Consider the following 21,058-nt stretch of genomic DNA (forward strand, 5'->3'; position numbering starts at 1 on the left):
TTGGATAAGTTCTCCCAATCAAAGTTACCATATTTTCTGAGCCATTGTGTGATAGTTGATCTTGCTTGTATGCCATATTTATGACTAGCCTCTAATCTTTCAAGCCGACCTGATTCAATTTCTTCGATTACCTGAAGCTTAAAAGAAAGCGAATAATCTTTTTGGGTTCGCTTTACATACCCTTTATTTGTTGGTGATTCCATATACACTTGGTTTTAGTGTATCGCTATATTAGGACGGGACATACAAATCAAAAAAGCCATCTGTTTCAAAACTGATGGCTTTTTTAATATCTATGATTATCAAATTATTTTTTTGAAGGCTGAGATGGTCTCACTTCTACTTTACTTGGTAAAGTTCTTGGATTCATCTTAAATAAATCTACCACTAGTTCACCTAAATCTTCAGGTTGAATTTTCCATGCATCACTTTCGTCTGGTACATTTCCATTGAAGTGAGTTGCCACAGAACCTGGCATAATAGTAGAAACATTCACACCATAATCTCTCAAGTCGAGCATCACCGCTTGTGTAAAGCCAGTTAGTCCAAATTTACTTGCATTGTAAGCTGAACCTTTAGCAAAGAAGTTGGTTCCAGCTAAACTTGAAATGGTAATAAAATATCCTTTACTTTTCTTAAGTGCATCAACCGTTGATTTAATCGTAAAAAATACTCCAGTCAGGTTTGTATCTATAGTTTCTTTCCACTGTTCTTCCGTTAAATCTTCAATACTGTGATAATGGCCAAGTCCAGCATTGGCAATTACATAATCTAACTGTCCAAACTCCTTAAGAACTTTATCAACGGCTTTTTGTTGAGATGACATTTCCCTTACATCGGCTTCAATTCCTAATGCTTTTATTCCCGGATTCGAACTTTTTAACGACTTAACAGCTTCGTCTGCAGAAGATTGAGATCGGCTTGTAATAGCTACATTAACACCCTGCTTCATCAAGGCATCAGCTATTCCAAACCCAATTCCTTTGCTTCCTCCTGTAATATATGCTACTTTATTTTTCATTTTGTGTATAATTTTTATTTTTAATTTAAAGTTACAGTCTATACATCAAGTCAATCTTTATTTTAAATAGATTTAACGCTGGCAATACTACTTTTAAAATTACTTTTAAATCAAATTTGAATTCATGGCCAAATCAAAACGCAAAAATAAATTCAGAAATAAATTTATCAGGGCATTCATCATTGGTGTATCCTCTATCCTATTTATTTTCATTTTATTTTTTGGAAGTATTTATATAGGTCTTTGGGGAAAAGTTCAGAGTAAACAAGATCTTTCCAATATTCAACAATCTGAGGCTTCTGAAATTTTAGATACCAATGGTGAAATAATTGATAAGTTATACAAATACAATCGCCAATCCATCACTTATTCTGAAATCCCAAAACACCTACTACAGGCGCTTGTAGCTACCGAAGATGCAAGATTTTATGAGCATGATGGTGTTGACAATTACAGTTTACTCCGAGTATTTTTTAAAACCATCTTATCTGGGGATAGATCATCTGGCGGAGGAAGTACGATTACACAACAATTAGCAAAAAACATCTTTGGTAGAAATTCCTATGGTATTTTTAGTATGCCGGTTAATAAGCTTAAGGAAAGTATCATTGCAAAGCGTATAGAAGAAATCTATTCTAAAGAAGAAATTCTAGAATTATACCTGAACACGGTACCCTTTAGTGGCAATACTTACGGAATTGAAAGTTCAGCCCAATTGTTTTTCGGAAAAAATACCTCTCAATTGAATCTTCAGGAATCTGCTACCTTAATAGGAACGCTTAAAGCAAACCATTCCTACAATCCTAGGTTATTTCCAGAGAGAAGTCAATTAAGAAGAGATGTCGTTATTTCTCAGATGCTAAAGTATGATTATATAAGTTCTGCAGAGGCTAATAAAGCAATGGCAGTACCAATAAAACTAAACATATCAGACAAGAATACATTTCAAAGACAATATTTTATTGATCTAATTAGGTCACAAGTGGAAAATATATTGGAAACCATTAAAAAACCAGACGGCACTTTTTATGATCTCGATGAGGATGGATTGCAAATCCACACCACTATTGACCTCAAACAACAGGTATTATTAGAGAAATCAGTTAGGGAACAGGTGAACTATCTGCAACCACTATTTGAAGCAGAATACATTGGCGATTCTCCCTGGACAAATTTAGATTTACTACAAAATCTTGCCGAAAAAACAGGTCGGTATAAGAAGTGGAGCACACAAAATTTATCCTCAAACCAAATTCAAGACAGCTTAATGAAAATAAGGCCTACTGAAGTTATTGTTGATGGAAAAAATACTGTTTCACAGATGTCTATGCTAGATAGCTTAAGCCATAGCTTGAAACAAATAAATGCTGCTAGCCTGAGCGTTGATCCAAATACAGGGAATGTTTTGGCTTATGTTGGTGGTGTGGATTACCGTCAATCAAAATATGATATTATAAAAAATGCAAAGCGACAAGTTGGATCAACATTCAAGCCTATCGTATATGCTGCTGGGCTTAAAAGTGGTTTAAAACCTTGCGATTATATTTCTGCAAAAGAAATCACATATACTAATGCAGAAAACTGGAATCCAAAGAATTCAACTAGTGATAATGATCCTTACCTGAATTATTCATTGAAATATGCACTTACAAACTCCATCAATACATTAACTGTAAAGATTTTGGAAGAAGCAGGAATTTCAAATACTAAAAGCCTGGGTAAAAGTATGGGAATAACCTCAGACCTTGTAGATGAACCATCTCTCGCACTTGGTGTCGCAGAATTGAATATGAAAGAACTTGCTAGAGTTTATTCAAGCTTTGCCAACCAGGGAAAAGTCCCTGAACTCAATTTTCTTACTAAAATAACTTCCAAAAACGGAAAAGTTCTTGCTGAAATCGAAATAAAATCTTCACAGCAGTCAGATTTAAGTTTAGAACAAAATAGAATTTTGTTGGCAATGCTAGAGAATGTAGTCAATGAAGGAACCGCAAAACGCTTAAGATCAACTTATGGGTTAAATCAAGATATCGCTGGTAAAACAGGAACAACACAAAGCAATAGAGATGGTTGGTTTGCAGCAGTAACTCCCAAATTGGTTAATATATCCTGGGTAGGCTTTAATAACCAAAGCGTCAGTTTTAAGTCAACACGACTTGGTCAAGGTGCCAATACGGCATTGCCAATTTTTGGGCAGTTATTCAAGCACATGACTTATGATCCTAGCTTTAATACCATCACTAGAGCTAAATTTACAAGGCTTACAACAAGCCAACAAGAAGCTTTAGATTGTGAAGATCAAAAACGTGATGGTTTTTTTAAACGCTTATTCTCCAAAGATGAAATTGAAAAGCAATTTGAAAAGAAAGATGAAAAAGAGAAGAAAAAGAAAGGATTTTTGAACCGCCTATTTGGAAAAAAAGAAAATTAAAGTTACTCCCACTCTACTAATTGAATATTCTGTTTAAGAAAACCACTTTCTTCATTTGAAATGTACATCCTTCCTTGAGAATCAAATGATATTCCTTCTGGTTGCTGAAAATCTTTTGGATTCAGTTTGTAAATTTTTTTAAAGGAACCATTAGAGTTTAAGATCAGGAGTCTAGGAATCTTCGAGTCTAATATATAAATCTCACCGGTTTCAGGATGTATGGCTAGCTCTGACGGATAAATGTTTTTTTCTGCAAAGAAAAATTTATTGACCTGAAAGATAGAGTCCTCAGTTTTTAGACTAGAATAGGGCTGTTCTTCAATTTTGTATGTCGATGAATTTATTTTGTAAATTATAAAATCATCGCTGAAATTCGATAGATTTTTGTTCTTGGGAATTGTCAGGAACGTATTTGAATGATCATGATAATCAAAGCTTTCAATATCGTTCTTGCGACTGAAACCTGTCTGGTAAATTTCAATTTCTGAATGATTGGATTCAAAATTATTTATTTTGAATAGTTTTCCGCTGCTTTCCATTATATAGGCAACGGAATCAATAATTCTAACAGATTCATAGTCGCCTCTGGGACCAAATTGAATTTCATCTGTAATTTCTTGCTTTTCCAAATCATATATAAAAATAATCCCTTCCTCATCTTGGATGCAGGCCATTCTTAAATCATCTATATGACTTATACCTGAAATTTCTCTTAATACGAAAGGAAGGTCCCAAGTGTTTTTAACTTTCAATCGATCAGTATAAGTGTTATCTGGTTTTAAGAAAAAATAAACTAATCCTACAAAAAGAAGAATTCCTGTGATAATTGATAATACTATTAAATTTTGTTTCATGCTTGTCAATAGAATAAACTTGAAGCTTAAAAGATGCTTGAATATGTGTAAATTTGCAAAAAATTCTCCATGGAAGAAACTTCGCTAGCCAGATACTTTTATAGAATACTGAGATCAAATGACACTGTTGGAGAAACTGCAGCTATTTATATCAATGCATTTATAAATACGGTCATTCTTTTGATTTTGGGATTTTTGGCTTTCAAAATAATGAGATACATAGCTGAAAGTATAATTCATGGCTTAGCCTCTAAAACAAAAACAAGTTTTGATGATTATTTGGTAGAAAATAAAGTCTTTGTTTACTTGTCCAACCTTGCAGTATTATTCGTTCTATACGAATTTATTCCTATTGTTTTGATTGATTTCCCAAGCTCTGAAATTTACTTTGAAAAATTCTTTGAAGTCATCATTATTTTTGTGGTCATTTGGATTCTCAAATCCATATTAATGACATTCAGAGATTATCTCAGAACCTTCGAATCTTTCAAGGATAAGCCTCTGGAAAGTTACATACAAGTATTCATGATCGTTGTATGGATAGTAGGAATCATTATAGTGTTTTCAATATTAACTGGAAAACCACTAATTAAATTCCTTACTGCTCTAGGTGCCTTTTCTGCTGTTTTGCTTTTGATTTTTAAAGATACAATCTTAGGTTTTGTCGCGAGTATTCAGGTCACTGTGAATGATACAGTACGTCTCGGGGATTGGATAACAATGGAAAAATATGGAGCAGATGGCGATGTTTATGAAATCAATCTAGCTTCAGTTAAAGTCAGAAACTTCGATAATACCATCACCACTATTCCAACGTATTATTTGATTTCCGATTCCTTCAAAAACTGGCGTGGCATGAGTATTTCTGGCGGCAGACGAATAAAACGTTCCATATTGATAAAAGCTAACAGTATAAAATTTCTTTCTGAAAGTGATATAGAAGAATTGAAAAAAATCGAATTGATTTCAAACTATATAAGTAATAAACAACAAGAAGTTAATGCGTATAACTTAAAGCATGAAGTTGATAAATCAGTTCAAATTAACGGTAGAAATCAAACCAACTTTGGAGCTTTTAGAATTTATATCGATCACTATCTTGAGCAACATCCGGATATCAATAAAGATATGATGATGATGACACGACAACTTGCACTTACTGCTGAAGGAATTCCCCTAGAACTTTATGCCTTTTCTAAAGATAAGGTTTGGGCAAATTACGAAAGGGTTATGGCAGGGATATTTGACCATTTACTAGCAGCTATTCCTTACTTTGAACTTGAATGCTTTGAATATCCTTCTGGTAAAGACCTTAAATCGCTTTCTTCTACTTTTGAGTCTTCAAAGAATACATGAAAGATTTTATCGTTTTTATAAAAGAGAATTTTAGAAAATTAAGTTTTGGCTGGACACTTACTTTTTTATCTAGTTTTGGTCAAACGTATTTGATTTCACTGTACGTGACAGAGATTTCTTCTGAGTTTGCGATAACCGAAGGAACTTTTGGGGCTATTTATGCAATTTGTACTGTGTTGGCATCGTTCATTATGCTTACGGTTGGTCACACAGTAGATCATATTTCTGTTAAAAAAGTAACAGCATTTACCATTATTTGTTTGGCCTTTTCTTCCATATTAATGGGGATTTCTTACCATCTTGCTTTAGTATTCATCAGTCTCGTGGGGTTACGCCTCGCTGGGCAGGGTATGTTGAGTCATATAAGTATGACCATTCTTTCAAAGTTCTATGATAAGAACCGAGGAAAGGCTTTAAGTTTTTCTACTCTGGGTTTCTCTTCCGGAGAAATTGTCTTACCTCTTCTCCTTGCCTTTTTTATAGCTTGGTTCGATTGGAGATGGAGTTTGATAGGTTCTGGTATCTTATTATTACTTTATCTGATAAGACTTTATTTTACAGACTTAAATCATTTCAATAAGCAGCTTAGCGTAGGAAGGCCGTCATCTTCTAGCTTAGTCAAGGATTTTGGTAGTATAATAAAAGACAAGAGGTTTTTAATTTTGATGCCAACTAGTTTCGCGATTAGTTTTACAGCAACCGCTGTCATTTTTTATCAGTATGTATTCGTTGCACAAAAAGGCTGGTCTCCACAACTTTATGCTGCATTTTTTACAGGTTATGCAATTACACGCTTGATTTTTTCACTTGCTGGAGGACTTTGGGTGGACAAGTTTACAGCCAAAAAGATGTTTAGATTTTACCTTATTCCTATCAGTATAGGACTTTTAGCTTTTGCCCTAGTCGAGAGTATTTTTGGGGCACTCACTTTTCTTTTGATGATGGGTATAACTGTTGGTATGTCTGGAACTATAAAATCTTCCATATTAGCAGAAGTCTATGGCATTGAAAAATTAGGCGCCATACGAAGTTTATTTACAATGTTTATGGTTGTCAGTACAGCTCTTGGTCCCTTAATTGTCGGCTGGATGATTGATGGAGGCTTAAGTATTGAGACTATTATGTTAAGTTTATTTGTCTTTTTGGTCTTCTGTACATTAAACGCTCAACGTATAAAAGGGATTCAAACCATTTCTGAAGTGAATAATTTAACAAATACTTAATTGATTTGTTTGGTTAAAATCGTGGTACAATGGAGCTTTCCCCTTATTTTTGTCACCCATTATGAGTCAAAAAAAGAAAAATCCTAATCGTAAATCTCATTTGAGATTACTTCACCAGTATTATACTTATACTGGTTTTTACAGTTTTTTAGGTAGAAGTTTAATTAAGGCAGCGCCACCCATCCTAATTTTTATTGCTGTCTTACTAGGCATTCATTTTTTCGTGATTGACGTCAATACAATGCTAATTTACGTGACCGAAAACTTCCCTCCAGTAGCTGTTTTTGCGATTTTCTTTGCTTCAGAATCTATTTTGGGACTTATTCCTCCGGAAATTTTTATAGCATGGTGTGGTAAATCAGTTTCTCCATGGGGATTCTTATCTATTTTGGCTATGTTGTCTTATTTGGGAGGTGTTATTTCTTACTTTGTAGGTAGAGGAATAGCGAGTATCCCTTCTGTTTTTGTATACTTGGAAGTAAAGATGGCCAAGCACATCAAAAATATGAGAAAATGGGGAGGAATCTTGATTATTGCCGGAGCTTTACTTCCACTTCCCTTTGCTATTGCTAGTATGTCTGCAGGAATCATCAAGTTCCCTTTCGGCAGTTACTTGCTATATGGCTTACTAAGACTCCTGCGTTTTGCGATATATGGAGCGCTCATATTTGGTGCTCTATAATAATTACTCCAGGTTTTACTCAATTATTATAATTTTTCAAGAAAATATAGTTTATTCTGACACTCTAACATCCTGTATAGTTGCAAAAACAAAAGGCTATTCTCTTAGAAATAGCCTTTTGTTTTTAAATGGATTAATCCATAAAGTGTTCATTAATCTTGACTCTTAGTTTTCTAACGTAATCTTCATAGAGCCAATCTCTATAATTTTTGGTGTTGTTGATTATACAGTTAGAATACCGTTTGATTCTGTCTTTTATATCATCTTTCAATTCCCTTGCAAGAATCCTGGCATCAAAAACATCTTCAGAATTTTCTGCACACATTTTTGCATGCTGAGCGATTGACTCTTCTAATACCAATTTTGATTTATCGCCATTGTTGACAGTTTCATTATATCGTCTTCTGATGTCAAATTCAATATTTTCAGAATTTTTAAACATTTCTCTTACTTCTTCAGGCATTTCATACTTGAAGTTAAGTTCGATTTCTTCATCAGAAACCATGTTATCCAGGAAGTAATCTGGATTTTCAAAGATGAGTTGCCAGTCTACAGAAGCATTCCAGGGACCAAATCGAGCGATATTATTTCCCAGATCTATAACGTTGAAAGTATCTTTGTTTGGTAATTTTCTAGACCCTCGTCCAATCATTTGGAAATAAAGCGTTAGCGACTTTGTGGCTCTGTTAAGGATTATATTTTTTACAGTTGGTTCATCAAAACCTGTGGTAAGAATACTCACAGAAGTCAATATAGCATCTGGTTTTTCTCTGAACCACTTTAGAATAGCTTTTCTTTCTTTCTTATTGTGAGTATTATCAAGGTGTTTTATATCATAACCTGCATCTTTAAACGTTTGATAGACATACCAAGAGGTATTGATACCATTGTTAAAGATCAGTGTTTTTTCACCTTTACATTTTTCTTCATACGCTTGGATTAATTTTTCCTGCATATCCAAATTGGTGTACAAATCTTCTGAAGATTTTACGGTATAATCTCCTGTTATACCAACCTGTAACGTTCCAAGTCCTACATCGTAACTAAACATCTGCGCTTCTGCTAAAAAACCTTTTTCTATGAGTGACGAAATGGAGTTTCCAACAATAAGTTCCTCATAGTTTCTATGCATGGGAAGTTTAATGTTAGAACTGAGAGGAGTTGCAGTTACCCCAAGTATAAAGGCTTTATCAAGATATCCAAAAAGTTTAGTAAAAGAGTTGTAATGAGCTTCATCGATGATTGCTAAACCGATATTTTTCATATTCAGTTTTTCCTCATTTAGTCTATTGTTCAAGGTTTCAACCATGGCAACGAAACACATGTATTCATTATCGTCTGGTAGTTCCTTAACTTTCGAATTGATAATTTTATTGCGAACACCAAAACCTTCAAGCATATCTGAAGTTTGCTTACAAAGCTCTATTCTATGTGTAAGTACGATTACCTTTTTACCTGTCTTTTCAATATACCTTCTTACAATTTCAGAAAAAACAACTGTTTTACCACCTCCAGTAGGAAGTTGATATAACAAATTAAAGTTATCTGGAGAATTCTCAATCTTATCAAAAATCTTTATGAGGTCCTTTTCTTGATAATCATAGAGGCTCTTTTCTGCAGTATTTTCAGACATAAACTTCCTTAAGTTGAAATGTGATTTATTAATTTAAGATTTGCAAAAATACGCAGATTAAAGGGTTTATTGAAATTATTTAGCAATTTATAAGTCAAAATCTAAGCATCGTTGAAAGCTTAATGCGTAAGAATTAATGTTTATTTTTGAAAATAGTAGAAACAACTACCTTTATATATAAACTAAAAATTATTTTTGCATAACATCTAAAAAAACTAAACCCTTGGAAAATAAAAAAGCACTTAAACTTATAGATTCTATAGTCAATACTCTTGAATCCAACCAAATTGTAACTGACGAAGTGGTTGAAATGGTTAAAGAATTGAGACCATATGCCGTAGAAGAAAGCTTACCGGTTGTAGCCAAAACACTTAGATTGGTGTCTGAGCATATAGAAGAAAATGAAGTTTTTGCAATACCTATTCCTCAGGATGAACCCCTTATTGATGAAGAAACAGGTGAGGAAATAGAGCCTGAAAACCCTGAAATCATAACAGGATCTGAAAGCCTCTTATATCTTGTGAATTTGATAAAAAAGTCTGAAAATCCAGTGAATAAGACTGAAATAAGAGAGTATAATCGCAAAATGGAAGCATTTGCAGAATAAAACTGAGTATGGGAAGAGCATTTGAATTCAGAAAGGCTAGAAAAATGAAACGTTGGTCTGCCATGGCCAAAACCTTTACCAGATTGGGTAAGGATATTGTAATGGCAGTAAAAGAGGGAGGTCCAGATCCAGAAACCAATGCAAAGCTAAGAGCGGTTATTCAAAACGCTAAGAGTGCCAACATGCCTAAGGATAATGTTGAGAGGGCAATCAAAAGGGCTTCGGATAAGAGTTTGGGTGATTATAAAACTGTTTTATATGAAGGGTATGCCCCCCACGGCATTGCGATTTTGGTGGAAACGGCAACTGATAATACAAATCGAACAGTAGCGAATATCAGGTCCTATTTTAATAAATGCGATGGCAATCTCGGGACATCTGGTTCAGTTGAATTTATGTTTGACCATACTTGTAATTTCAGAATTGCTTCTGAAGGAATTGACGTGGAAGAACTAGAACTTGAGATGATAGATTTTGGTGCAGAAGAAGTGTTTGAAGATGAAGATGGAATTATGATTTACGCTCCTTTTCAAAATTTTGGAAATATCCAGAAATTTTTAGAAGAAAGGGAAATTGAAATCGCTTCTTCTGGATTTGATAGAATTCCACAGGTTACCAAAACACTTTCGGATGAACAGAAAGAAGATGTTGAAAAACTATTAGAAAAAATTGAAGAAGACGATGATGTACAAAATGTGTATCACACGATGAATGAATAATCAAAAAAGGCTAGAATTTAAATTCTAGCCTTTTTTGATAAGTAGTAGAAATTCTTTCTACATGTTTTCAAAGATTGATTTCATCAATCTGGTTTTGTCATTAAGACTTTCTTCCATAGAAATCATAGTTTCCGTTCGACTTACACCCTCTATATCGTCAATAAGAAAAATGATATTTTTGGCATGTTCTGTATTTTTTGCTCTTATTTTACAAAATAAATTGAATTTCCCAGTAGTAACGTGAGCAACAGTAATATTTGGTATTTCTTCAATTCTATTAAGTACAAATTGTGTTTGAGAAGTTTTTTCCAAGAATATGCCCACATAAGCTATAAATGTGTAGCCAAGTTTTTTGTAGTTCAAGGTTAAAGATGAACCTACAATAATTCCACTTTCTTCCATTTTCTTTACACGGACGTGAACGGTACCTGCTGAAATATCAAGTTTTTTTGCTATATCGGTAAATGGAGTTCTCGTATTATCGATGAGCATATTTAGAATTTGGTGATCTGTCTCGTCGAGTTTAAGTTTTCCTTTCATATGTTGAATCTTATTATTTAAAATAAAACGCAAAATTACTTAATAATTATGATTAAAAAAGAATGATTCGTCAAAATCTTTATTAATTATATAACGAAAACGTTATTGTTGAGTTTAAACAGCGGTAATATTTCGCCTTCTCTTAAAGAATTAGGTATTTCAAGTTCTAAAGCTTGCTTTTCAGCATCAATCTCACGATGTCCGTAAAACAATTGAAGATTATCTATTCTTTCTATAAAAGGAATGAATTCAATTTTTTCGTCAATTAAAGTCTCCTGATACTGAACTGCTATATCTTTAGTTTTATTGTCTATAAGTACATTTCTTATGATTACATCATAATATAACTTCTCATTTTCTGGGATTTCAAAATAGTCATCTGTTGAATTGATCTGCTCATCGTTCACTACATCAATAATCATATTCAATAAGGAAATAAAAATATACTTTCTAGTTTCTTCCCGTTCGTAATCGTTATCAAAATGTCCTGCTTCAAAAAGTACCGTAGGAGTTCCATTTTTTTGAAAAAAATCTCCAATACAATTTATATTAAAACCGTCATCATAACGTCCTACTTGACCTGGTATATGTTTTAGAAGTAAATGATTTGCAGATGAAATCAAGCTCATTGACTTCTTTCTTGTGTCATTTATATCTCGCTCTTCGTTGTAGGATGGAGAAAGAAAAGATATTGTCGCAGGTTTGTTTGTATTTCCAGCGCTGAAAATCGTTCTCTGGTCATGCATATTAAAGCAAACATCTGGTTTAAATTTTGAATATACGCTCTGTAAGGCCTTACTTTCAGTTTGTGTTTGTTGAAAAGCATCCCGGTTCAAATCAACCCCATTAGCATTCACTCTTGTGTAATTTACTGCTCCATCAGGGTTTAACACCGGAATAATAATTAGACTACATTTTTCAAACAACACTTTTGAAAACTTATCATTCAAGCTTAAATAATTAAGCAAATCAAAAACAGATTTTGTAGTGGTCGTTTCATTACCGTGCATTTGAGACCATATTAAAATCTTAGTTTGTCCTTTTCCTAAATGAAAAGAAGATATAATTCTACCTTCTTCGGAATGGCCCTCATTTTTAATCTTGAATTTATGAGCTAGAAATTTTAATTGTTCCAAAAGAACCTCTTCTTTTAAATATCTACCAACGAGTTGCAAACACTTAAACTTTGAGTATTCGGTAAGAAGATTTAAATAATCCGGTTGACGTAATTTCATGTTTACAAATGTATTAAAATCATAATATACAACTGTAAACAAAAGAAGCTACTAATTTGTTTACACACGTATACATCTGAATTTGGTTTTTATTAGGATTGATTGATCTTGAGTGGAATTTTTCCTATGAACGCTAATTTAAGTATTAAAATACACAAATACAGTATCTTGGATTAAATTAATTAAACTATTACTTTATATTAATTGACCTTTTTATTCATTGATTCAAAGCACTTAGAGTTTTTTTGTTTACATTTGTGTCAATTTAATTAACTGTATAAAACATAGTTTTACAATGGTAAACAGTGAGGAGTTTTCAAATCGTTTGAAAGAGATCTTTGAATTTTACGAGTTGTCTGCTTCTTCGTTTGCAGATAAAATCAATGTCGGAAGAGCCTCAATCTCTCATATTCTATCCGGAAGAAATAAACCAAGTTTAGATTTCGTCATGAAAGTAGTTTCGACTTTTGAAGAAGTTGAATTGTATTGGTTATTGAATGGTAAGGGAAGCTTTCCTCCTACAACTAATATAAAACCAGAAACAACTAAGAATAAGAAAGAAAATGATATTGAAAGCAAAGTAGAATTTGAAACTAAAGAAGCAGAAGTTGATCCAGAAATAAAAAAATCATCTTACACTAAAAAATCTATAGCTAAAGTGATCATATTCTACACTGACGGTAGCTTTGAATCCTACGAAAATTATCCTAAAAGCTAAAGCAATTTGCAGAATTGGATTAATTTTGCGAAAAAACTAAAATGCGTTATTTACTAATACTCTTAATTTTAAGTTTAGTGTCCTGTTATAATCCACAGCGCGAGTGCAAAGATTTCAAAACAGGCACTTTTGAATTTGAAACTTATCTGGATGGAGATTTAGCAAAAACTACTTTTATAAGGAATGATTCAATCGAAGTAGAAATTTATAAAAACAAAAAAGACACAGCCTCAATACGTTGGATCAACGATTGTGAATATGTCCTGAAATCTATAAACCCAAAAAATAGAGCTGAACAGCAGCCTATTCATATGAAAATTATATCTACTTCAAAAAATTCTTACACTTTTGAATACAGCATTGTAGGTAAAAATGAAAAACAAAAAGGACGCGTCACAAAAATAAATTAATCAAATAGAGATGATTGTTGGTTATTTGGCTTTTCATTTTCAATTTCGTCTATTTCTGTTTCCGATTGTTCTTCTTTAAAAGGCAATGGGTCTTTCAAATCAATTTGCTTGACATTTTCTGAAGTCAATTGGTTCCCTTGGGCTTTTATGCCTTTTACAGATATAAACTCTTCAATGTTTACTGTTTCATTTTCTTTTCTGTCTTTGCCTCTAGCCTTTTTATATTCTATTTCAACTCTCGGAATATAATCTGTCGAGATAATTTCTAATTGAGAGTTTGAATGATCCGTGATAATCAGTTCCTCCTTTTCGGGTTGTTCTATTAAGAACCGTTTGACATAATATCTTTCCTTTTCTCCTTCCCAGTAAACTGCAGATATTGGTTTCTTTGGATTCCATTTTTCCATGATGATCACATCATTTTCAAAATGAGTTGTAAGTTCTGGTATAATGGTCTTTACGATTCCGTTTTGTCTTACAATAAGAAGGCGATCTTCTCCTTTGAAGGCACCCAGGAGCTCGCCACGTTCATCCACATTAAGACGTCTTACTGTGTCATCAAACCAAATTTTGCGAGGCTTGAGCGTAGAAACACCTTCCTCTTTCATTTCGACGTTCTTGATTGGCATTTTAGAAACCAAATTGCCTTTTACATTTCTTCCCTTTATGGCTAAGTCTGAAAAATCAATATCGAATTTCAATCGTTTGAGTCCTTTTTTCTGTCTCAAGAAAACGGTTACCAGCTCTGCTTCACCATTTGGATTTGCTGAAAAGTATAAGACTTTAGTACCTGGCTTATCTTTACCAATGCTGTAAGCTCTGTCTCTTGTGATTGAAGTGACTGCAAAGCGTTTCATGTAATTATATCCAGCTTTACCGTCGCGATATATCAAGTTATATATAGTGCGCTTATCTTTTTTCTTAAAGATTCCAACATAAATGATATTCTTACCTATAAAGGTTTTGCCTTCTACTTTAGTAACCATCATATTTCCATCTTCTGTGAAACAAATAATATCGTCAATATCACTACAATCGGTTACATATTCCTCTTTTTTCATAGAAGTACCTATGAAACCCTCACTTCTATTAACATATAGCTTTGTGTTTCTAATCACTACTTTGGTTGCTTCGATATCTTCAAAGAGCTGAATTTTCGTCTTACGTTCTTTTCCAGCACTGTATTTCTCTTTAAGAGTTTTAAAATAATTGATAGAATATTCGATCAAGTGATCAAGATCATGCTTAACGTTCTCAATTTCACCTTCCAGAGCCTCAATCTTCTGTTCAGCTTTATCAAGATCGAATTTTGAGATCCTTTTTATTTTTATTTCAGTTAATCTAGTAATGTCTTCCCTTGTAATTGCTCTTTTTAAGTGTTTAATGTGGGGTTGAAGCCCTTTATCAATAGCATCAAGAACGCCTTCCCAGGTTTCTTCTTCTTCAATATCCCGGTAAATTCGTTTTTCGATAAAAATCTTTTCAAGGGAAGCAAAATGCCATTGTTCTTCAAGCTCTCCAAGCTTGATCTCCAGTTCAGTTTTTAATAACCGAACAGTATTATCTGTACTTCTTCTTAAAAGTTCAGATACGCCTAAAAAGTGTGGTTTGTTATCTATAATGACACAACTTAAAGGAGAAATAGATACTTCGCAATTGGTGAAGGCATACAGAGCATCAATGGTTTTGTCTGGCGAAATATTATTGGGTAAATGAATTAAAATTTCAACCTCAGAAGAGGTATTATCTTCAATTTTTTTAATCTTAATTTTTCCCTTGTCATTTGCTTTTAAGATGGAATCTATAAGCGTTGACGTATTTGTAGAGTATGGTATTTCATTGATGATAAGTAAATTTTTGTCTCTTATCTCAATATTTGCTCTCACTCTAAGTTTTCCTCCTCTCAGGCCATCATTGTAATTGGAGACGTCTAAGACTCCTCCAGTCGCAAAATCAGGAAAAATGGTGAAACGCTTACCTTCCAGATGTTTGATTGAAGCATCGATAAGCTCAATAAAGTTGTGAGGCAGAATTTTTGTGCTCAAACCTACCGCAATTCCTTCAGCTCCTTGTGCAAGCACCATTGGAAATTTTACAGGAAGATTTACAGGTTCTTGTTTTCTGCCATCATACGATATTTGCCACTCTGTGGTTTTAGGGTTAAAGACAACATCCAAAGCAAATTTTGATAACCGAGCTTCAATGTATCTAGAAGCTGCTGCGCTATCACCTGTAAGAATATTACCCCAGTTTCCCTGGGTATCAATAAGAATATCTTTTTGACCTATCTGAACAATTGCATCTCCAATACTCGCATCTCCGTGAGGGTGATATTGCATGGTGTGCCCTACAATATTTGCAACTTTAGTGTAACGGCCGTCATCCAAATCTTTCATCGAGTGCAAAATCCTACGGTGTACAGGCTTAAAGCCATCCTCAATGGCAGGAACTGCTCTTTCTAAAATTACATAAGAAGCATAATCCAAGAACCATTCTTGAAACATGCCAGTAACCTTTATAGATTCATCTTTAGCTGTAGGGTCGAAATTATCTTGAGAATCAGGAGTTAAATCTAAATCTTCACTCATAGGTTGATTTGGTTTTTTGCTATAATTTTATCCAGAGATAATTTTAAATATTTTGTTTTTTTCAGGCTCAACATACTAATGTTTATGTTGATATTTTTATTTGAATTTCTTGTTGAGCATTGAATAACCAACCGTCTGTAAAACAATAAGTTGATTATTTTGTAGTTGTGAATTTTTTCTTTCTTTATTTCATGTATTTTTGTTCTATAATTGATAAATTCAGATAATATTGCACCCCTGTTCATAAATGAGACAAGCGTTCCTTCACTATCATATTCAAAATATTTTCCGGCGAAGTAAATGTAAATTAACCAAAGGCTTATTAAAATGAGAGCTACGAAATAATATTTGTCTGAAGGGAAAAGTTGTTTGCCTAGTTGCTGATTTAAAAATATAACAAGGAAAAAAAGTATTACTGAAAAGTAATAAACACCAGGGATGATTTTAACAACTCTATGGTTACTTAGCCTCATGTATTTCTTCTTCAACCTCTTCAACAAGGTCAATTTCTACTTTCAGATTATCAATAATAAAGTTTTGTCGGTCTGGAGTATTCTTACCCATGTAAAACTCTAAAATCTCTGGAATGCTTTTATATTTATCCAGCATAACTGGATCTAAACGAATGTCATCACCAATAAAATTTTTAAACTCATCTGGTGATATTTCACCCAATCCTTTAAATCGAGTTATTTCAGGTTTTCCTCTAAGGCTTTTTATGGCTTCTCGCCTTTCTGTTTCTGAATAGCAATAAAAAGTTTGTTTCTTATCCCTAACTCTAAAAAGCGGAGTTTGTAAAATATATAAATGTCCTTCTTTTATCAACTCAGGAAAAAATTGAAGAAAAAAGGTGATAATCAATAGTCTAATGTGCATTCCATCGACATCCGCATCGGTAGCGATAACGATGTTATTATATCTTAAATCCTCGAGCGAATCTTCAATATTTAATGCAGCTTGGAGCAGGTTGAATTCTTCATTTTCATAGACTATTTTTTTGCTAAGTCCATAGGAATTAAGCGGTTTACCCTTTAGACTAAACACAGCTTGCGTATTTACATCCCTGGATTTTGTAATACTTCCACTAGCAGAATCTCCCTCGGTTATGAATAGTGTAGTTTCTAAGTAACCTTCCTTCTTAGTGTCTTCCAAATGTATTCTGCAATCTCTAAGCTTTTTATTGTGAACACTAGCTTTTTTAGCTCTGTCTTTTGCTAATTTTCGGATTCCTGACAGATCTTTACGCTCTTTTTCCGCACGAAGAATCTTTTTGTGCAAAAGTTCTGCGGTTTCACTGTTTTTGTGAAGATAATTGTCCAGTTTTTTCTTCATGAAGTCCAAAACATAAGTTCTTACAGTGGGAAGATCTCCTCCCATATCTGTCGATCCTAATTTTGTTTTGGTTTGGCTTTCAAAAACCGGCTCCATAACCTTAATACTGATGGCAGAAACTATGGATTTTCTAATATCACTCGGTTCAAAATTCTTTTTATAAAAATCTCTGATGGTTTTTACAATCGCCTCTCTGAAGGCAGTTTGATGTGTTCCACCTTGTGTTGTATGTTGACCGTTGACAAACGAATGAAATTCTTCAGAATATTGAGCTTTACTGAAAGTGATCGCTACTTCTATGTCGTTTCCTTTTAGATGAATAATAGGAAACAATCGATCTTCCTCTCTTATTCTATCACTCAATAAATCCTTTAATCCATCTTCTGAATAGTACTTCTCTCCATTAAAAATTATAGTTAACCCTGGATTGAGATAAACATAATTTTTGAGCATTTTCTCAATATATTCATTTCTAAAATTATATTTTTTGAAAATGACTTCATCAGGAATAAAAGTAACCTTGGTTCCTCTTCGTCTTGACGTTTCATCAAGATTTTCTTTATTGACCAAGTTTCCTTGTTCAAATTCAGCAGAAACAGATTTATTATCTCTTGTAGATTCAACTCTGAAGTAACTTGATAAGGCATTAACAGCCTTAGTACCTACACCGTTTAGTCCTACAGATTTCTTAAAGGCGTTAGTATCATACTTACCTCCGGTGTTCATTTTAGATACTACATCTACAACTTTTCCAAGAGGAATTCCACGCCCATAATCTCTTACAATTACTTTTGAACCCTGGATTGAGACTTCAATCGTTTTACCAGACCCCATCACATATTCATCAACGGAGTTGTCTAGTACTTCTTTAAGTAAAATGTAAACTCCATCATCAGCTCCCGAACCGTCTCCAAGTTTGCCTATATACATTCCTGGTCGCATACGTATATGTTGCTTCCAGTCGAGAGATTTAATATTGTCTTCTGTGTACTTTGTTTCTTCTGCCATAATTTTTCTGAACACCGAAATATACTACGATTTCTTTAAAATAAAAATCTTAGACAAATTTATAATTCAATAGATATTTGAATCTGTTTTCTTAATAACTAATTTACTACAAACAAAAAACCCCTATAGCCTGAAGTATAGAGGTTTATAAAATTATATTGATTTTTTCGTTAATCTTTATGCATAAAGGATTGTTTACCTAACAATTCTTCTTCAGTTTCTTCATGCTCTTCATCAGGAACACAACAATCTACAGGGCATACTGCTGCGCATTGAGGTTCTTCGTGAAAACCTAAACATTCTGTACATTTATCTGCAACGATATAATATAATTCATCACTTATAGGTTCCTGAGCTTCTTCAGAATTCACTTCTTTACCGTTTGGAAGGACAATATCACCTTCTAAATCTGTACCATCAGCATACCTCCAATCGTCTGCTCCTTCATAGATTGCAGTGTTAGGACATTCGGGCTCACAGGCTCCACAATTGATACATTCGTCTGTTATTTTAATAGCCATTTGAGTAATATTTATGTAAATTTGTTCAAAATTAGCAACATTCCAAAGGTTAGCCAAACATATGACTTTAAATGCCAGAATAGATGCCTTTTCAAAACTTGGATTATCATTACAAAATTACGTAGAATCTAAAAACTCAAGCTCTAATTTTTCACAAAAATTGACTAATGTCATTAGAAATGCTGAAATACAAAATGCCTGGTTTACTCACTCTCAAATTCATAATGCGATTGCAGAATGGTCAAAAGCTCTGACCAAAGAAAATTTATCCAACTGGTTACAACTCTATTCTTTTGATCAATTCATAGAAAAAAGAGTTGCTGTTGTTATGGCTGGAAATATTCCTCTGGTAGGATTTCACGACTTTTTAAGCGTCCTGATCACTGGTCATGATTTTGTTGGTAAATTATCTTCAAACGATAGTTTATTGATTCCTTTTCTTGCTGAAGAACTTATTGCTATACAACCTGAGTTCAAATCCAAAATCGAATTTACAAAAGACAGACTACCTAATTTTGATGCTGTTATCGCTACTGGAAGTAACAATACCGCTAGATATTTTGAATATTATTTTAAAAATAAGCCCCACATCATCAGAAAAAATAGAAATTCAACAGTGGTGATCGATGGAACTGAATCCAAAGAAGAATTAGAAAAATTAGGCGACGATATCTTTAAATATTTTGGATTGGGTTGCAGAAACGTTTCCAAATTATTTGTTCCAGAAGGCTACGATTTCGACAGCTTTTTTAAAGCAATGTATAACTATAAAGAGGTCATAAATCACCATAAGTACGCCAATAATTACGATTACAACAAGGCGGTTTACCTCATGAGTTCAGTAAAACTACTGGATAATGGATTTTTGATTTTGAAAGAAGATGAGCAATTTTCTTCACCTATTGGTGTTCTGTTCTATGAGACTTATTCTGATAAAGCTCTATTAAAGCAAAGATTGAAGAATGAAAAAGAAAATATTCAATGTATTGTTGGAAAGAGTGAACTTGCAGATTTGAATTACGGACAAACACAACATCCGAAGTTATCTGATTATGCTGACGGTGTAGATACCATTGAATTTTTGACACAAAAAGACATATAAATATGGATAGACCTCATAATTTTAGTGCCGGACCCTGTATTCTTCCTTTAGAGGTTTTTGAGAAAGCATCGCAATCTGTTATAGATTTCGATGGTTCAGGACTATCTATTTTGGAAATTTCTCACAGAAGTCCAGCTTTTGTAGAAGTTATAGAAAAAGCTAGAGCGCTTGCCCTGGAACAACTTAATTTGAATAATAAGGGCTACAAAGCCTTATTTATGCAAGGTGGAGCTAGCATGCAGTTCTTAATGACAGCCTATAATCTCCTTGAGAGAAAAGCGGGTTACCTCGATACTGGAACATGGTCTGCAAATGCTATAAAAGAAGCTAGTAATTTTGGTGAAATTGAGGTGATTGCAAGTTCCAAAGACAGCAATTACAATTATATTCCAAAGAATTATGCCATTCCGGAAGGACTCGATTATTTGCATTGTACCAGTAACAATACGATTTTCGGCACCCAGATGAAATCTTTCCCTGAGCTTGGAGAAACACCTCTGGTTTGTGATATGAGCAGCGATATTTTCTCTAAAAACATCGATTACTCACAATTTGACCTTATCTATGCTGGTGCTCAGAAAAATATGGGGCCAGCAGGAGCAACGTTAATCGTTGTAAAAGAGGATATTTTAGGAAAAGTAAGTAGGAATATTCCTTCCATGATGAATTATGAATTATTCATTAAGAAAGAAAGCATGTTCAATACGCCACCTGTATTTTCAGTTTACGTGTCTATGCTTACACTAGAATGGCTGGCCAGAAAGGGCGGTGTTTCAGTAATAGAGAAAAAGAATCAAGCTAAAGCTGATTTAATTTATTCTGAAATCGATAGAAACTCATTGTTTGAAGGATTTACAGCGAAAGAAGACCGATCTATGATGAATGCCACATTCACTTTGAAAGACGGTAGCTTAGCTCCAAGGTTTGATAAACTTTGGAAGTCTGCAAATATCAATGGATTGAATGGACACAGAAGCGTAGGTGGTTACAGAGCTTCTATGTACAATGCTTTGTCCTTAGAAAGCGTTCAAGTTCTAGTGGACGCGATGAAACATTTTGAAAAAACTATATAATTACT

The 21,058-nt window shown here is 33.5% G+C and carries 19 protein-coding genes; 10 read left to right on the forward strand and 9 right to left on the reverse strand.

The annotated features are described in order from the left end of the window. The coding region (locus tag LB452_RS06880; protein WP_224460997.1) for a helix-turn-helix domain-containing protein at window positions 1-203 on the reverse strand (203 nt) is incomplete at its 3' end. A 104-nt stretch (window positions 204-307) separates the two neighbouring features. Beyond that, the gene (locus LB452_RS06885) at window positions 308-1,021 is read right to left on the reverse strand and encodes an SDR family oxidoreductase (protein WP_224460998.1); all 714 of its coding nucleotides are present in this window, start codon (window positions 1,019-1,021) and stop codon (window positions 308-310) included. Between the two features lie 124 nt (window positions 1,022-1,145). Between LB452_RS06885 and LB452_RS06890 the strand changes: the two genes are divergently transcribed. After that, on the forward strand, window positions 1,146-3,452 hold the full coding sequence (locus LB452_RS06890; protein WP_224460999.1) for a transglycosylase domain-containing protein: 2,307 nt from the start codon (window positions 1,146-1,148) through the stop codon (window positions 3,450-3,452). A gap of 2 nt (window positions 3,453-3,454) precedes the next feature. On the opposite strand, the gene LB452_RS06895 is transcribed toward LB452_RS06890, so the two are convergent. Then, window positions 3,455-4,306 (reverse strand): SdiA-regulated domain-containing protein, encoded by an 852-nt coding sequence (locus LB452_RS06895; RefSeq protein ID WP_224461000.1) that lies wholly within the window; start codon window positions 4,304-4,306, stop codon window positions 3,455-3,457. A 69-nt stretch (window positions 4,307-4,375) separates the two neighbouring features. On the opposite strand from LB452_RS06895, the gene LB452_RS06900 reads away from it, so the two are divergent. From LB452_RS06900 to LB452_RS06910, 3 genes are all read left to right on the forward strand, one after another. Beyond that, window positions 4,376-5,662: a mechanosensitive ion channel family protein gene (locus LB452_RS06900; RefSeq protein ID WP_224461001.1), complete on the forward strand. Its 1,287-nt coding sequence runs from the start codon at window positions 4,376-4,378 to the stop codon at window positions 5,660-5,662. Further along, window positions 5,659-6,885: an MFS transporter gene (locus LB452_RS06905; RefSeq protein ID WP_224461002.1), complete on the forward strand. Its 1,227-nt coding sequence runs from the start codon at window positions 5,659-5,661 to the stop codon at window positions 6,883-6,885. Before LB452_RS06900 ends, LB452_RS06905 begins: the two co-directional genes overlap by 4 nt. A gap of 61 nt (window positions 6,886-6,946) precedes the next feature. Then, entirely contained in the window at window positions 6,947-7,567 is a 621-nt protein-coding gene (locus LB452_RS06910; RefSeq protein ID WP_224461003.1) for a YqaA family protein, read from the forward strand. A 133-nt stretch (window positions 7,568-7,700) separates the two neighbouring features. On the opposite strand, the gene LB452_RS06915 is transcribed toward LB452_RS06910, so the two are convergent. Continuing rightward, window positions 7,701-9,200, reverse strand: coding sequence for a DEAD/DEAH box helicase (locus LB452_RS06915; protein ID WP_224461004.1), 1,500 nt, complete (start codon window positions 9,198-9,200; stop codon window positions 7,701-7,703). A 223-nt stretch (window positions 9,201-9,423) separates the two neighbouring features. Here LB452_RS06915 and LB452_RS06920 point away from each other — a divergent pair, with 223 nt between their 5' ends. Next, window positions 9,424-9,807, forward strand: a complete 384-nt coding sequence (locus tag LB452_RS06920) for a hypothetical protein (RefSeq protein WP_224461005.1) — start codon at window positions 9,424-9,426, stop codon at window positions 9,805-9,807. An 8-nt stretch (window positions 9,808-9,815) separates the two neighbouring features. Beyond that, window positions 9,816-10,526: a YebC/PmpR family DNA-binding transcriptional regulator gene (locus tag LB452_RS06925; RefSeq protein WP_224461006.1), complete on the forward strand. Its 711-nt coding sequence runs from the start codon at window positions 9,816-9,818 to the stop codon at window positions 10,524-10,526. A 57-nt stretch (window positions 10,527-10,583) separates the two neighbouring features. Here the strand turns inward: LB452_RS06925 and LB452_RS06930 are convergent, their stop codons facing one another. Together LB452_RS06930 and LB452_RS06935 are read right to left on the reverse strand one after the other, a co-directional pair. After that, the gene (locus LB452_RS06930) at window positions 10,584-11,066 is read right to left on the reverse strand and encodes an Lrp/AsnC family transcriptional regulator (RefSeq protein WP_224461007.1); all 483 of its coding nucleotides are present in this window, start codon (window positions 11,064-11,066) and stop codon (window positions 10,584-10,586) included. Window positions 11,067-11,152: 86 nt separating this feature from the next. After that, window positions 11,153-12,301, reverse strand: a complete 1,149-nt coding sequence (locus LB452_RS06935; RefSeq protein ID WP_224461008.1) for a M14 family zinc carboxypeptidase — start codon at window positions 12,299-12,301, stop codon at window positions 11,153-11,155. Window positions 12,302-12,596: 295 nt separating this feature from the next. On the opposite strand from LB452_RS06935, the gene LB452_RS06940 reads away from it, so the two are divergent. Together LB452_RS06940 and LB452_RS06945 are read left to right on the forward strand one after the other, a co-directional pair. Further along, complete coding sequence (locus LB452_RS06940; RefSeq protein ID WP_224461009.1) at window positions 12,597-13,019, forward strand: helix-turn-helix transcriptional regulator; 423 nt, start codon at window positions 12,597-12,599, stop codon at window positions 13,017-13,019. Window positions 13,020-13,060: 41 nt separating this feature from the next. Next, window positions 13,061-13,429 (forward strand): DNA topoisomerase IV, encoded by a 369-nt coding sequence (locus tag LB452_RS06945; protein WP_224461010.1) that lies wholly within the window; start codon window positions 13,061-13,063, stop codon window positions 13,427-13,429. On the opposite strand, the gene LB452_RS06950 is transcribed toward LB452_RS06945, so the two are convergent. The 3 genes from LB452_RS06950 to LB452_RS06960 form a co-directional block, all read right to left on the reverse strand. Further along, a complete protein-coding gene (locus LB452_RS06950) occupies window positions 13,426-16,017 on the reverse strand; it encodes a DNA gyrase/topoisomerase IV subunit A (protein WP_224461011.1) in 2,592 nt (863 codons plus the stop codon). The two genes, LB452_RS06945 and LB452_RS06950, sit on opposite strands and share 4 nt — an antisense overlap. A gap of 459 nt (window positions 16,018-16,476) precedes the next feature. Beyond that, window positions 16,477-18,357, reverse strand: coding sequence for a DNA topoisomerase IV subunit B (locus LB452_RS06955; RefSeq protein ID WP_224461012.1), 1,881 nt, complete (start codon window positions 18,355-18,357; stop codon window positions 16,477-16,479). A 170-nt stretch (window positions 18,358-18,527) separates the two neighbouring features. Further along, a complete protein-coding gene (locus LB452_RS06960) occupies window positions 18,528-18,878 on the reverse strand; it encodes a 4Fe-4S dicluster domain-containing protein (RefSeq protein WP_224454273.1) in 351 nt (116 codons plus the stop codon). Window positions 18,879-18,939: 61 nt separating this feature from the next. On the opposite strand from LB452_RS06960, the gene LB452_RS06965 reads away from it, so the two are divergent. Both LB452_RS06965 and serC read left to right on the forward strand, forming a co-directional pair. Then, window positions 18,940-19,980 carry an acyl-CoA reductase gene (locus tag LB452_RS06965; protein WP_224461013.1) on the forward strand — a complete coding sequence of 347 codons (1,041 nt, stop codon included), beginning with the start codon at window positions 18,940-18,942 and terminating at the stop codon, window positions 19,978-19,980. Between the two features lie 2 nt (window positions 19,981-19,982). After that, window positions 19,983-21,053 carry a 3-phosphoserine/phosphohydroxythreonine transaminase gene (gene serC, locus LB452_RS06970; RefSeq protein WP_224461014.1) on the forward strand — a complete coding sequence of 357 codons (1,071 nt, stop codon included), beginning with the start codon at window positions 19,983-19,985 and terminating at the stop codon, window positions 21,051-21,053. The last annotated feature ends 5 nt before the right edge of the window (window positions 21,054-21,058 follow it).

The organism is Psychroflexus longus (assembly GCF_020164595.1).
Lineage (GTDB): Bacteria > Bacteroidota > Bacteroidia > Flavobacteriales > Flavobacteriaceae > Psychroflexus > Psychroflexus longus.

Coding starts and splice junctions, on each gene's coding strand:
- LB452_RS06895 (WP_224461000.1), bottom strand. CDS start 4,306: ATGAAACAAAATTTAATAGTATTATCAATTATCACAGGAATTCTTCTT.
- serC (WP_224461014.1), top strand. CDS start 19,983: ATGGATAGACCTCATAATTTTAGTGCCGGACCCTGTATTCTTCCTTTA.
- LB452_RS06885 (WP_224460998.1), bottom strand. CDS start 1,021: ATGAAAAATAAAGTAGCATATATTACAGGAGGAAGCAAAGGAATTGGG.
- LB452_RS06900 (WP_224461001.1), top strand. CDS start 4,376: ATGGAAGAAACTTCGCTAGCCAGATACTTTTATAGAATACTGAGATCA.
- LB452_RS06945 (WP_224461010.1), top strand. CDS start 13,061: ATGCGTTATTTACTAATACTCTTAATTTTAAGTTTAGTGTCCTGTTAT.
- LB452_RS06890 (WP_224460999.1), top strand. CDS start 1,146: ATGGCCAAATCAAAACGCAAAAATAAATTCAGAAATAAATTTATCAGG.
- LB452_RS06925 (WP_224461006.1), top strand. CDS start 9,816: ATGGGAAGAGCATTTGAATTCAGAAAGGCTAGAAAAATGAAACGTTGG.
- LB452_RS06905 (WP_224461002.1), top strand. CDS start 5,659: ATGAAAGATTTTATCGTTTTTATAAAAGAGAATTTTAGAAAATTAAGT.
- LB452_RS06965 (WP_224461013.1), top strand. CDS start 18,940: ATGACTTTAAATGCCAGAATAGATGCCTTTTCAAAACTTGGATTATCA.
- LB452_RS06935 (WP_224461008.1), bottom strand. CDS start 12,301: ATGAAATTACGTCAACCGGATTATTTAAATCTTCTTACCGAATACTCA.
- LB452_RS06915 (WP_224461004.1), bottom strand. CDS start 9,200: ATGTCTGAAAATACTGCAGAAAAGAGCCTCTATGATTATCAAGAAAAG.
- LB452_RS06910 (WP_224461003.1), top strand. CDS start 6,947: ATGAGTCAAAAAAAGAAAAATCCTAATCGTAAATCTCATTTGAGATTA.
- LB452_RS06930 (WP_224461007.1), bottom strand. CDS start 11,066: ATGAAAGGAAAACTTAAACTCGACGAGACAGATCACCAAATTCTAAAT.
- LB452_RS06940 (WP_224461009.1), top strand. CDS start 12,597: ATGGTAAACAGTGAGGAGTTTTCAAATCGTTTGAAAGAGATCTTTGAA.
- LB452_RS06950 (WP_224461011.1), bottom strand. CDS start 16,017: ATGAGTGAAGATTTAGATTTAACTCCTGATTCTCAAGATAATTTCGAC.
- LB452_RS06955 (WP_224461012.1), bottom strand. CDS start 18,357: ATGGCAGAAGAAACAAAGTACACAGAAGACAATATTAAATCTCTCGAC.
- LB452_RS06960 (WP_224454273.1), bottom strand. CDS start 18,878: ATGGCTATTAAAATAACAGACGAATGTATCAATTGTGGAGCCTGTGAG.